Source organism: Bradyrhizobium sp. HKCCYLS3077 (assembly GCF_051167555.1).
Lineage (GTDB): Bacteria > Pseudomonadota > Alphaproteobacteria > Rhizobiales > Xanthobacteraceae > Bradyrhizobium.
Genome location: NZ_JBNPTH010000002.1, coordinates 438,731 through 451,583, shown reverse-complemented (window position 1 = coordinate 451,583; position 12,853 = coordinate 438,731). Strand labels below are relative to the sequence as shown.

General features: G+C 64.5%; 12 protein-coding genes and 1 tRNA gene. 5 read left to right on the top strand and 8 right to left on the bottom strand.

Features of this window, described 5'->3' with window-relative positions:
* Positions 1–31: 31 nt before the first annotated feature.
* The 7 genes from ACQR0Z_RS08070 to ACQR0Z_RS08040 form a co-directional block, all read right to left on the bottom strand.
* A tRNA-Lys gene (locus ACQR0Z_RS08070) sits at positions 32–107 on the bottom strand.
* Positions 108–283: 176 nt separating this feature from the next.
* A complete protein-coding gene (locus ACQR0Z_RS08065; RefSeq protein ID WP_434876557.1) occupies positions 284–871 on the bottom strand; it encodes a Spy/CpxP family protein refolding chaperone in 588 nt (195 codons plus the stop codon).
* 149 nt (positions 872–1,020) lie between these two features.
* Entirely contained in the window at positions 1,021–2,346 is a 1,326-nt protein-coding gene (locus tag ACQR0Z_RS08060) for a TRAP transporter large permease (protein WP_434861385.1), read from the bottom strand.
* The gene (locus ACQR0Z_RS08055; protein ID WP_434861384.1) at positions 2,343–2,909 is read right to left on the bottom strand and encodes a TRAP transporter small permease; all 567 of its coding nucleotides are present in this window, start codon (positions 2,907–2,909) and stop codon (positions 2,343–2,345) included. The genes ACQR0Z_RS08060 and ACQR0Z_RS08055 overlap by 4 nt, the downstream gene beginning before the upstream one ends.
* 111 nt (positions 2,910–3,020) lie before the next feature.
* Positions 3,021–4,037 carry a TRAP transporter substrate-binding protein gene (locus ACQR0Z_RS08050; protein ID WP_434918273.1) on the bottom strand — a complete coding sequence of 339 codons (1,017 nt, stop codon included), beginning with the start codon at positions 4,035–4,037 and terminating at the stop codon, positions 3,021–3,023.
* 453 nt (positions 4,038–4,490) lie between these two features.
* Positions 4,491–6,068 (bottom strand): 2-isopropylmalate synthase, encoded by a 1,578-nt coding sequence (locus ACQR0Z_RS08045; RefSeq protein ID WP_434918272.1) that lies wholly within the window; start codon positions 6,066–6,068, stop codon positions 4,491–4,493.
* A 142-nt stretch (positions 6,069–6,210) separates the two neighbouring features.
* Positions 6,211–6,336 (bottom strand): hypothetical protein, encoded by a 126-nt coding sequence (locus ACQR0Z_RS08040; RefSeq protein ID WP_434861381.1) that lies wholly within the window; start codon positions 6,334–6,336, stop codon positions 6,211–6,213.
* A gap of 992 nt (positions 6,337–7,328) precedes the next feature.
* On the opposite strand from ACQR0Z_RS08040, the gene ACQR0Z_RS08035 reads away from it, so the two are divergent.
* The gene (locus ACQR0Z_RS08035; protein WP_434876560.1) at positions 7,329–8,060 is read left to right on the top strand and encodes an alpha/beta fold hydrolase; all 732 of its coding nucleotides are present in this window, start codon (positions 7,329–7,331) and stop codon (positions 8,058–8,060) included.
* Positions 8,061–8,151: 91 nt separating this feature from the next.
* Positions 8,152–8,376 carry a CopG family ribbon-helix-helix protein gene (locus tag ACQR0Z_RS08030; protein WP_434876561.1) on the top strand — a complete coding sequence of 75 codons (225 nt, stop codon included), beginning with the start codon at positions 8,152–8,154 and terminating at the stop codon, positions 8,374–8,376.
* Between the two features lie 26 nt (positions 8,377–8,402).
* Here the strand turns inward: ACQR0Z_RS08030 and ACQR0Z_RS08025 are convergent, their stop codons facing one another.
* Entirely contained in the window at positions 8,403–8,921 is a 519-nt protein-coding gene (locus tag ACQR0Z_RS08025) for a hypothetical protein (RefSeq protein WP_434918271.1), read from the bottom strand.
* Between the two features lie 134 nt (positions 8,922–9,055).
* Between ACQR0Z_RS08025 and ACQR0Z_RS08020 the strand changes: the two genes are divergently transcribed.
* From ACQR0Z_RS08020 to ACQR0Z_RS08010, 3 genes are all read left to right on the top strand, one after another.
* Entirely contained in the window at positions 9,056–10,612 is a 1,557-nt protein-coding gene (locus tag ACQR0Z_RS08020) for a serine hydrolase domain-containing protein (RefSeq protein WP_434918270.1), read from the top strand.
* A 211-nt stretch (positions 10,613–10,823) separates the two neighbouring features.
* Positions 10,824–12,275 (top strand): sensor histidine kinase, encoded by a 1,452-nt coding sequence (locus ACQR0Z_RS08015; protein WP_434876564.1) that lies wholly within the window; start codon positions 10,824–10,826, stop codon positions 12,273–12,275.
* Between the two features lie 243 nt (positions 12,276–12,518).
* Entirely contained in the window at positions 12,519–12,830 is a 312-nt protein-coding gene (locus ACQR0Z_RS08010; protein WP_434861375.1) for a hypothetical protein, read from the top strand.
* Positions 12,831–12,853: the final 23 nt, after the last annotated feature.

Here is a 12,853-nt window from a genome sequence, read left to right as displayed (position 1 = left end):
CGGTCGATCCGGCCTGAGTCCTGGAAAGGCTTGGTGGGCGCACTAGGGCTCGAACCTAGGACCCGCTGATTAAGAGTCAGCTGCTCTACCAACTGAGCTATGCGCCCGGAGCTTGCGTCCGGAGAAAGCCTTCGCAAGAGCCGGTCGTTTAGCAAAGCGATTCCGGGATGTCCAGCGATCCCTGACGATTTTTCGGCGTTTTCGATGCAGAAAAACCGCCGGCCGGCGGCGGTTTTCCCCAATTGAAATTCCAAGCGACATCAGACGGATCGTTAACCGATCGTCAGAGCCGCCCGGAGTCGCGGTCGTCGTCCGACCAGCCCATGCGGCCCGGGCCGAATGGATGCTCGCCGAAGCGCGGACCGTCGCCCTCGCCGCGCTCCATCCAGCGGTGGTGGCGCGGGCCGTCCGGTCCCATCATGCGGCCCATCGGGCGCGTCAGCATCGACAGCCGGCGCTTCTGGCCGTCATCGAGGGTCCTGTAGAGCGGGTCGGCGGCGTCAGCGATCTTCTTCATCGCATCGGCCGTCACAGCCATGGTGTCGGCCCGCTCGCGCAGCCGGGCTACGGGATCGACGTCCCTGTCCTGGGCGTCGTCGGCGGCCTTCATCCGCGCATTGGCGCGGTCGAAGCGCAGCTTGGCGAGATCGCGCACCGCGCTCTCGACCGGCGGCCACAGCTTCTCCTGGTCCGCGTTCAGTTTCAGGCCGGCATGGACCGCAGCGATTCGCGCATCGAGCATCGCAACGCGATCCTCCGGGTTCATGCGCGCGTGGTGCATGTGGTCGTGAAACCAGCCGCGCTGGGCGTAGACCGCGGTCGAACCGGCAATGGCGAGCACGGCGACAGCGGCAATCGTGAACCTTCTCATGCCAACCTCCTTGGAAAGCCGGGCCAGCATGAGCCTGCCGTGCCGGGCATTCAACTTACAGTTTGGACAGAGTGTACGACCTTACGAAGATGTAATTGCTTCAAATACCTCCATGTTTTTGCAATTCGGTTTCAATTGATTGCTGCGCCTCAAAGCATTCCCAGCATCCGCGGCAACCACAGCGAGATTTCCGGCACGTAGGTGACGAGCGCGAGGAAGCCGAGCATCGTCAGCAGCCACGGCATCACGGCGATCGTGAGCTCGGTAATGCCCATCTTGGCGATCCCGGAGGCGACATAGAGGTTCAGCCCGACAGGCGGATGGCACATGCCGACCTCCATGTTGACCACCATCAGGATGCCGAGATGCACCGGATGGATACCGAGCTTGACCGCCACCGGAAACAGGATCGGCGCCATGATCAGCACGATCGAGGTCGCCTCCATGACGTTGCCCGCGAGCAGCAAGAGGATGTTCACGACGAGCAAGAACACGATCCAGTTGACGCCGGCCGCCGCCATCCAGTTGGCGATCTGCTGCGGGATGTTCTCGTTCGCCATCAGGAACGAGAACAGCACGGCGTTGGTGATGATGTAGAGGATCATCGCGCTCATGTTGGCGGAGCCGAGCAGCACCTTCGGCACGTCTTTCAGTGACATGTCGCGATACACGAACACGGCGATGACAAAGGCGTAAACGGCGCTGACGGCGGCGGCTTCGGTCGGCGTGAACTTGCCGGTGTAGATGCCGCCGAGCACGATCACGATCAGCAACAGGCCCCAGATGCATTTGCGGAACGCGGTGAACCGCTCGGCCCAGCTCGCGCGCGGCAACCGCGGATAATCGTTCTTCCAGGCGCGGTAGAAGGTGGTGAAGCCGAGCAGGCTTGCGAGCATCAATCCCGGAATCACGCCGGCGATGAAGAGCTGGCCGACCGAGGCCGATGACACGCGATGACCGGCCGGATCGAGCGCGATGCTGCCGCCGGTCGCCACCGCATACACGACCATGACGATCGATGGCGGGATCAGGATTCCCAGCGCGCCCGACGTGGTGATCACGCCGGCGCCGAAGCGCTTTGGAAAGCCCTGCTTGACCATCGCCGGCAGCATGATCGAGCCGATCGCGATCACGGTCGCCGGCGACGAGCCGGACACCGCGGCGAACAGCGCGCAGGCCATCACGCCGGCAAGCCCGAGGCCGCCATACCAGTGCCCGACCATCGAGGTCGCGAAATTGATCATCCGTCGCGCGACGCCGCCATGGGTCAGGAAGTTGCCGGCGAGAATGAAGAACGGGATCGCCATGATCTCGAAATTGTCGATGCCCGTGAACAGCTTCAGCGCGACGGATTCCGTCGGCACGTTCGTCATGAAGAAGACGAATGAGAGCACGGTGAGGCCGAGCGCGATCGAGATCGGCATGCCCGTCAGCATCAGGAAGATGAGCAGGCTGAAGATCAGGAGGCTGCTCATCGCATGGCCTCCACGCCCGCGGCATCGACGCCCTCGACATAGGCATGGTCATGATGCGGCAGTTCGTCGTGGCGGAGATAGTGCCAGGCGACCTGCAGGAAGCGGAAGCACATCAAATAGGAGCCGAGCGGGATGCAGAGATAGACCAGCCAGCTCGGGATCTCCATGTCCGGCGTCACCTGGTCGGTCATCGACAGGCCATAGACGAACTTGGCGCCCATGGTGCCGATGATCGCGGTGAACAGCGCCCCGCACAACAGGCCGAACAGGATGGTCACCTTGCGCAGCGACGGCCGGAGCATGTTCACCACGACGTCGACGCCGACATGGATGCCGGTGCGCACGCCATAGGCGGCGCCGAACTTGGCCATCCACACGAACATGTAGATGCAGAGCTCCTGCGCCCAGGACAGGTCGATCGGGAACAGGATCGGATAGAGGAAGGGCACGCCGACGAGATAGCGGTGCAGCACGGCCACGAAGATGATCGAGGTCGCAGCCGCGATCAGGAATGCGATCAGGATTTCCTCGAGCCGATCGAGGATGCGCAACAGGAAGCTCAAGTCCCCTACCCCCACAATCAGGTCATGCGCGGCGCTTGGATACGCCGTCTGTTGTTCTGCATCGCGACGATGCGCGGGCCACCCGCCCGCGCATCAAGCGTCTCATCCGTGTCAGTTGGTCGTGCCGCGGGTCTCCTTCAGAAACTCGTCGATCAGCGGCTGGCCGACGCGGCCTGCGACATCCTTGTAGACCGGCTGCATCGCCTTGCGCATCGCCTCGTCCTGCGCAGGCGTCAGCTTCACCAGCTCGGACTTGCCGGACTTGCGGATCTCCTCCAGCGCGTCGTCATTCTCCTTGGCGGACTGGCCGTTGCCATAGGCGGTGGCCTCCTTCATCGCCTTGTCGCAGGCGGCGCGGATGTCAGCCGGCAGGCCGTCCCAGAACTTCTTGTTCACGACCACGACGTAGCCGATGTAGCCGTGATTGGTCAGCGTGATGTACTTCTGCACCTCGTGCATCTTCTGGGTATAGATGTTCGAGGGCGTGTTCTCCTGGCCGTCGACGACGCCGGTCTGCAGCGCCTGGTACACTTCGGAGAACGCCATCACCTGCGGAATGGCGCCGAGCGTGCGGAACTGCGCGTCGAGCACCTTGGACGACTGGATGCGGAACTTCAGGCCCTTGTAGTCGGCGGGATCGACCAGCTTCTTGTTGGCGCTCATCTGCTTGAAGCCGTTGTCCCAATAGGCGAGGCCGATCATCCCCTTCGGCTCCAGCAGCTTCAGCAGCTTGGCGCCGAGCGGGCCATCGGTGACCTTCCGCAGGGTGGCGAGGTCCGGCAGGATGTAGGGGAGATCGAACACCTCGAACTCCTTGATGCCGATCGGGCCGAACTTGGAGTTCGACGGCGCCAGCATCTGCACGGCGCCGAGCTGCAGGGCCTCGAGCTCCTCTTTGTCCTTGTACAGCTGCGAGTTCGGGTAGACCTCGACCTTGACCTTGCCGTCGGTGTACTTCTCGGCCAGCTCCTTGAACTTGTCGGCGGCGAGGCCCTTCGGCGTGTTCGCGGCCACGACGTGGCTGAACTTGATCACGATCGGATCGGCGGCCCGCGCCGGGCCGGCCAGCGCGAGCACCGCGAGCGAGGCGGCAGTGGCGATCAGGTGACGGAATTTGAGCTGCTGCAAGGTGTCCTCCCGAAATTCGGGGGGCATTGCACCGACGCCCCCGCTTTGTATGCCAAGGACATTGTTAGCGAGTCACTGGCGGGAATGCCATTGACCGTTAGCAGCACGCGCAGATTAGCATGCTGCGGCGCAGCACCGAAGCTCCCCCCTCCGCCGTCATTCCGGGGCGCGAGCAAAGCGAGCGAGCCCGGAATCCATAACCACGATCGGGAGTATAGATTCCGGGCTCGCGCTCCGCGCGCCCCGGAATGACGGAGTGAAACAAGTCCGAGCGGCGTTGCGATGAGAGGCTCGCCGCTTCCTGTTGGTCGTTTCGGGGCAGCCCGCGGGGCTGAACCTCAGATGCGCAATTGCGCATCGGGGAACCTCGATGTTGTCGGAGCCGGTGCAAACCAACTTCGAGATTCCGGGTTCAGCCGCTTTCGCGGCTGCCCCGGAATGACGACTCGTGATTCAACTCGCAGCGGCCGCCGACGCGCCGTGCCCCTGCGCGACGTCGCGCTGGCGCTTCATCACCAGCTTGTTCAGGGCGCCGAGATAGGCCTTGGCCGACGCCACCAGTGTGTCGGGATCAGCCGCACGCGCCGTCATCGAGCGGCCGTCCTGCGACAGCCGGACCGAGACCTCGGCCTGCGCGTCGGTGCCCTCGGTGACCGCGTGGACCTGGTACAGCTCCAGCTTGGCCTCGTGCGGCACCAGCGACTTGATGCAGTTGAAGACCGCATCAACCGGGCCGTTGCCCTCGCTCTCCTCGATCCTTGTCACCCCGTCGATGTCGAGCTTCATGGTGGCGCGCTGCGGACCGCGGGTGCCGGCGATGACGCTCAGCGACAGCAGCTTGATCCGGTCATGGGCGCTCACCATGCCCTCGTCGATCAGGGCTTCGATGTCCTCGTCGTAGATCTGCTTCTTGCGGTCGGCCAAGGCCTTGAAGCGGACGAAGGCGTCCTCGACCTGGTTGCTCGACAGCTTGTGGCCCATCTCCTCCAGCTTGTGGATGAAGGCGTGGCGGCCGGAATGCTTGCCCATCACCAGCGAAGTCTGCTTCACGCCGACCGTCTCCGGCAGCATGATCTCGTAGGTCTGCGCGTTCTTCAGCATGCCGTCCTGGTGGATGCCGCTCTCATGCGCGAAGGCGTTACGGCCGACGATCGCCTTGTTGTACTGCACCGGGAACGAGGTCGCCGCCGACACCACCTTCGAGGCGTGAGTCAGCTGCGTGGTGTCGATCTTGTTCCAGAACGGCAGCTTGTCGTTGCGCACGCGCATCGCCATCACGACCTCTTCCAGGGCCGCATTGCCGGCGCGCTCGCCGATGCCGTTGATGGTGCATTCGATCTGGCGGGCGCCGGCGCGCACGCCGGCCATCGAGTTGGCGACCGCCATGCCCAGGTCGTTGTGGCAGTGGACCGAGAACACCGCCTTGTCGGAATTCGGCACAGTCTCGCGCACGCGCTTGAACAGGTCGTAATATTCCTCCGGCACGGCGTAGCCGACGGTGTCCGGAATGTTGATGGTGGTGGCGCCGGCCTTGATCGCGGCCTCGACGCAGCGGCACAGGAAATCGAACTCGGTGCGGGTGCCGTCCTCCGACGACCACTCGACGTCGTCGGTGTGGTTGCGCGCGCGCGTCACCGAAGAAACGACCAGCTCATAGACCTGCTGCGGGTCCATCTGCAGCTTGTACTTCATGTGCACCGGCGAGGTGGACAGGAAGGTGTGGATGCGGCCGCGCTTAGCGGGGCGGATCGCCTCGGCGCAGCGGTCGATATCCTTGGCGCCGGCGCGCGACAGGCCGCAGATCACCGCGTTCTTCGACCGCTTGGCGATCTCGTTGACGGCCTCGAAATCGCCGTCCGACGCAATCGGAAAACCGGCCTCGATGATGTCGACGCCCATGTCGTCCAGCATCGCCGCGATGTTGAGCTTCTCCTCGAACGTCATGGTCGCGCCGGGGCACTGCTCGCCGTCGCGCAGGGTGGTATCGAAAATGACGACGCGGTCCTTGTCGGACTGAACGGTATTGGACATTGGCTATTCCTCGGAGTCTGAAGGTGGTGCGCTTGGTGCCAGTATCTCTGGAAACTTGATCTCTGGAAACTTGGGCGCTGAAGGGTGTTTCGGTGTCGAAGCAGCCCCCTGAGTGCCCAGGCGCATCCCGCCCAGCCGGCCCTCAGGGGCAGCTAAGAAGCAGAAGCTCAAGCGCGCCGGTCAGGCCGCGAGGCGGCAGCGAGGCGAGCGCGATCGACCGGGCGTCTGCCCCGGCGATGGCCTCGATCTCTGCGCTGCGAATCAGCATTGCCAAACCCTTTGCGAAGACACGAAAATGGTGCGGCAAAACCATTGATGGAGTGTTGCCGAGGTGCCTTCGACGGTGCTTTTACCGGGAATGAAACGGCCTCGCAACGCCGAATAAGGGTCAGGAGGGGTGACGTATTGGACCTTGCGGCCTCTGTCCCTTCCTCTCTCGCGCCAGGGCCCGCTTCCCTTGCGCAGGAGCCAGCCCGTGCCGCCGCCCGGTCCTCCGCCGTCATACCCCGCGAAAGCGGCGTATCCAGTACGCCGCGGCCTCTCGGCTGACTCACGACCGCCTATGGAATACTGGATCGTCCGCTTTCGCGGACGATGACAGCCGGGGTGGAGCACAGGTCCCTCCGCGTCATTGCGAGCGAAGCGAAGCAATCCAGAGTCACGCGCGCAGCCCTGGATTGCTTCGCTTCGCTCGCAATGACGGCGGTGTTTGACGCACAAGCGGGGCGCACCTCTGGCTTTCATCGACCGCTCCAACCCTCATCCGCACACACCTCTCCGCTCCCGCGACACCATCGTGCCCAGGCTGATCATCGGTATCGCCCCTCGCCAGTCGAGGGTGCAGGGAAGGCCGGGCGTCTGCCGACACCCGCGGCCCCCGTGCGGAAAGAATTGCACGGGGCAGGAACCACAGGATCGGCCAGGACATCCCGGCCTTCCCTGCGCAACGGCTTTACGGCTTACTTCGCGCTCTCCCTGGGGACCGGGCTTTCTTGCCCCCATCATCCGCACCGCTGCTGCGCGCAACGGCCCGAACTTGACCTCAGCATCGGGAGGCCAGGACCACGCGACTTCGCCGTCCGCAAGCCGCCGGTCGTCTGCCGGCGCCTCACGGCCATCGCTCCCCGCACTCCACGTATCGTGACGACGCGTACGCCCCTCTTCGATGAGGCGGGATGGCGCATCAAAGCATGATTTCTGAAAAAAGGAAAGAAGAATTTCGGCGAAGACGAAGCCTACGGATGTGATAGGGATGACACCATGACCAATCGCATCTTCGTCCACGGCGTGCCGGACACGCCCGCAATCTGGGGACCGCTGATCGCGGCGCTCGGCGAGACCGTTGCCCTGCCCTGCCTGCCCGGCTTCTGCGGCGAGGTGCCTGCCGGTTTCGCCTGCACCAAGGACGCCTACGCCGACTGGCTGGTTGCGCTGATCGAGGCACAGCATGCGGCGTTCGGGCCGCTCGATCTGGTGGGGCATGATTGGGGCGCGCTGCTGGTGCTGCGCGCGGCATCGCTGCGGCCCGAGCTGGTGCGGTCCTGGGCGGTCGCTGGCGGTGCACTCGATCCGGGCTATCGCGGCCATCGCATCGCGCGAATCTGGAACACGCCCGTGCTTGGCGAAATCTTCATGGCGGTGTCGAGGCAAGGCGCGATGGCGCGCATGTTCCGGCAGAGCGGACTGCCGGGGGAACTCGCCGTGCGCGAAGCCGCGGCGTGGCAGGCGCCGATGCGGCGGGCGATCCTCGCGCTGTATCGCTCCGCGGATGGGCTGCGCTTCGGCGGCGACTGGATCGCGCGGCTCGCGCAATTGCCGCGGCGCGGCCTCGTGATCTCGGGCACGCAGGATCCCTTCGTGCCGCTCGATACGCTCAGCCGTTTTGCGCAAGCGCACGCCGCGCGGCTGCATGTCGAGCAGGATGCAGGGCACTGGAGCATCGTCGAGCGGCCGCAGAGCATCGCAGCGGCGCTGCGGGCGCATTGGGCGTAATGAGCACCAGCTCCGTTGAAGACCACACGTAGACGCGGTTGACGCTCTGCTTTCGTTCACCCACAATCGCTGTGAAACTCGAGGCAGATCCATGACCGCTTTCACTGTCCACGTGTCGGAAGCGACGGCCGCGAAGCTCGATGAGCTGGCGGAGAAAATCCACCGACCCAGCTCTGATGTTGCTGCGCGCGCGATCGAGGAATTCGTCGAGCGAGAATACTGGCAACTTGCCGAGATCGAGGCGGGGCTAGCCGACGCTGAGCGCGGACACTTCGCCAGCGAGGCGGAAGTGACGCGACTGATTGCCAGATACTGACAGCCTGTTCGCATCATTCGACCAGATCATGGACGCTCCGGCTCATTCTCCTTCTCAAGAGCCTCCACCAGAGCGTTGCGCACAACGTCCGCAATTTCCTGCTCATATCCGAGCTGAGGGCTATAGACAAAAACGTGACCGACGATTTGGACGCGTTTGGCTAAATCCCAAATGCGCACCGACAGCCGATGGCGTCCATCCTTGAGGACGACCGTGTTGCCGATCAGCACGATGTCGACATGCGAGTCGCGCCATAGCGCGAACGGCGGCACGTTGTCTGGGTAGCCGGGCACATCCGTCGGCGCCTTGGGCGCATCCACGACCCGCAGGGACGGAACAGACTGAAATCGACGGCGAAGCTCCGCCGTAATCCCGATCGCATCGTCTGATGCCTCCGGCGTCATCGCATGCAGCTCAGGCACCGCGATCACGCGTTCGCCCTCAGCGCGGGCCGGTCGCCCAAGGACCGTGAGCAGAACGGCGACGGCCAAGGTGGCGACGACGAGAATATCAACCCGAAGACGTCGAAGCATAGGAGCCTGCATGATCGTTTGGTGCTCCCTGCCAGCGACGCCGTCGCAAAGCGCCGCTTTTGAGGCGCACCCCAAGCGTCACACAATCTTTGTTGGATCGTGGTTTTCTGGTACCATGTCCCGCGTCATTCGTGGGGGAATGCGAGATGTTGCGTATCGGGACCAGCCTCGGGTTTGCGGCTGCGCTGTTGCCGGCTTGGCTGCTCACCGCCAACGCGATGGCGGAGGATGCGCAGTCCCGCTTCCCCACAACCGACTGGACGACCGCCGCCCCCGAGGACGAGGGAATGGATTCGGCGGCGGTGGAGCGGCTGGTCGGTTTCGGCGCGCGCGTGCGGCTCGACAGCCTGACGCTGGTGCGCCACGGCCGGATCGTTCTCGACACCTATTACGCGCCCTATCGCGCGGACCTCCCGCATGCGGTCAACTCAACCACCAAGGCGGTCACCGGCTCGCTGATCGCGATCATGCTCAAGGACGGCGTGCTCGACAGCCTCGATCATCCGGTCGTGGATTTCTTCCGGGATCGCGAGATCGCCAATCTCGATGCGCGCAAACAGGCGATCACCGTCCGTCATCTCCTCAACATGACCTCCGGTCTGGATTGGGACGAAGGTCTCGGCAGCGGGGCGGAACAATCGCTGCAGGAACTGCGACGCGCGCCCGACTGGGTGAAATACATCCTGGACAAGCCGATGGCGCAAGCGCCCGGCGAGAGCTTCTACTATAACAGCGGCAACTCGCATCTGCTGTCAGCGATCATCACCAAGCTGACCGGCAAGACCGCGCAGGACTACGCCCAAGAAAAACTGTTCAGGCCGCTCGGCATCAAGCCGCCGATTTGGACGCGCGATCCGCAAGGACTGTCGACGGGAGGCTTCGGGCTGTTGCTGAAGCCGCGCGACATGGCGAGGTTCGGCTATCTGTATCTGCGCGGCGGCCGGTGGGGCGAGCAGCAGCTGCTGCCGCCCGACTGGATCGAGGCGGTCAATCACGCCGAGGTCGACATGCAGACGAAATTCGAGCCCGGGCTGCGCTATGCGAACCAGTTCTGGTCGCTGCCCGAGCAGCAGGTGTTCATGTCGGTCGGCTATCATTGCCAGATCATCATGATGCTGCCGCGGTCCGACATCGTCGCAGTGATGACGGCTCGGGACTTCTGCCCGATGAAGCAGCTCGCTCTTGACATCGTCGGAGCGGTGAAATCCGACGCGGCCCTGGCGCCGGCGCCGGATTCGTTCGCGCAACTTCAGAAGGCCGTGCGGGATGCGGCCGTTGAGAAGCCCAGCACTGTGGCGGTGGCGCCTGCGCAAGCCGCCGTCGTATCAGCGCGGACCTACAGTTTCGCGGAGAGCCCGCTCAGGTTCAAGACGATCACACTGCATCTCGACGATGCGCCTCCACATGTGAGCTGGGACATCTATGACCAGGCATCGCCGAACGGTGTGCTGCGCCTGGACAACCCGATCGGACTCGATGGCCTCTACCGCACCAACGCCCCCAAGACGCTCGTGGTGCCGTTCTCCTATCGGGCCATGAAGGGAGCCTGGACGGACGACCACACCTTCGTGGTCGATCTGCAGTATCTCGCACAAGGCGTGGAGTCGAAGTGGACGCTGTCCTTCGGCGACGACCGGTTGGCGATTACGGCCAAGGCGAGAGACGGCCGCGACATCACGATCACCAGCGGCAAGCGGGATTAGTCCGAAGGCGGCGTCTCTGAGCTGCATGGCTAGCGCCGCCTCTGCCATGCCGCGCGGTTAGATTTGGAACCATTCTAATAACGCTCTGCGTGCTCCAAGCCGCGGATGCGATCTCACGTCGTTTTCTCAGCCGACCCATCTCGTGTATGTCTGCCCTCCCGCTGCGGGTCTCACCTGCTGCGGGGGATCGTTTATCGATTGCGGTGGCATAATGTTGAGATTGCTGGAGCGCCTGGGGCTGCGTTTCGAGGATGCCGTGGAGGAACGGCGCTTCGTGGACCATTTCGTCCATGGCAACATCGCCTGGACCCAGATCGCGATGCTGCTCGGCGCCTTCACCTTCGCCGGCTACACGCTGTGGGACTTCGTACTCTACCCTGAGATCGTGCCGACCACGCTCAAGATCCGCGGCGGCACCGCGCTGTTCGTGCTGCTGCCGCTGACGGCGCTGCTGTCGACGCCGGCGCGCAAATGGGCCGAGCCCATTCAACTCGTCTTTTGCGTCATTCCCGGCTGCGTGCTGCCGACGATCTACTGGGTGCTGCCCTCCGGCTTCACCTACTCCGCCGCCGGCATGATCATCGTCATCCTGTTCGTGTCGACCATGCTGCCGCTGCGCACCGGTTCCCATGCGATCTTCTGCGCGACGAGCTGGGGCGCGCTGGCGGTGGCCGAAAGCCTCGCGCCGGAGCCGCTGCCGCCGGGCCTCCGCTTCATCGATCATTCGCTGGTCGGCAATGCCTGCCTGCTGTCGCTCTATGCGGTCGGCGCGCGCGAGGTTCAGGCCCGCAAGCAGTTCCGCACCGCCGAGGCGCTGCAGCGCGAGAAGGAACGCTCCGAAGCGTCGCTGCGCGACCTGCACGCCACGCAGGCGCATCTCGTGCAGGCGGAGAAGCTCGCCTCGCTCGGCCAGCTCGTCGCCGGCGTCGGCCACGAGGTCTCGACGCCGCTCGGGCTGGCGCTGACCACCTCGACCGCGATGGAAGACGACGTCGAGGCGATCGCGCGCATGCTCGGCGGCGGCCCGGTGCGCCGCTCGGATTTGACGCGCGGCGTCGAGCGGCTGCAGCACGGCCTGCAATTGACGACGCAGAGCCTGCACCGCGCCTCCGAGATGGTGCACAGCTTCAAGCAGGTCGCCGTCGACCAGGCCAACGAAACGCGGCAAAGCTTCGAACTGCAGAGCTGGCTGAGCGATCACCTCGCCAAGCTGCGCCCGCTGCTGGCGCGTCAGGGCCTCACGGTCGCCCTCTCCTGCCCCGATGGCATCATGCTCACCAGCTATCCCGGCGCGCTCGGTCAGGTCATCAGCATCCTCGCCTTCAATGCGGCCACGCACGCCTATCCCGGCGAGATGAGCGGCGTGTTCACGGTCGAGGTCGCGCAGCCGCTGGACCGCTCCGTCTGCATCACCTGCGCCGATGAGGGCGTCGGCATGCCCGATCACGTGCGCGGCCGGGTGTTCGATCCGTTCTTCACCACGCGCCGCGAGAAGGGCAATGCCGGCCTCGGCCTGCACATCGCCTTCAACCTCGTCGTCTCCACGCTCGGCGGCCGCATCGAGCTCGACAGCGAGGTGCAGCAGGGCACGCGCATCGCGCTCGAGATTCCGCTCGTCGGCCCGAACAAGCCGGCCGAGCTGGAGCTCGCGGCGGCGCAGTAGACAAGCGGCGGCCTTTGCGACGTTCATCGTTCGCAACCCGGATCGGCATGCGACATGACCGAGCGCTCGGGTGTGACGGCTGCTCGGCCATGACCGAGTAGTTCCAGGACCACAACGACAACAGAGGCAGCGGCTGAGCTGAGTGCTGCGACCAGCCGACACGGTGGCGGCGCATGACGTCGTCTGGAACGGCCGCAACGCCGGCCCGTTAGCTCCAGATACACGCAGAGAAAGGGTTTCATCATGAAGACAACGACCACGCTCGCTCTCGCCGCCGCCTTCGCGCTGACGAGTTCACTCGCCCTCGCTCAGAGCAGCAGCGGCGCCGGCGCCAACACCGGCACCGGAGGATCCGGCACTGCGACCAGCCCCGGCATGGGGCAGCCGCATGACAGCGGCACTACCGGCAGCAATATGGGCCGCGGCGCAACTGGCACCGACACCTCCGCAACAGGCGGTCGCAGCGGCAGCGCGACCGGCATGAGCGACGGGACGGGCAAAGGCACCACCGGCACGATGAGCCCGCATTCGGGCACGATGGCTCCGAAGCGCTGAGATCGCGCGCTTAGTTCCGAAAA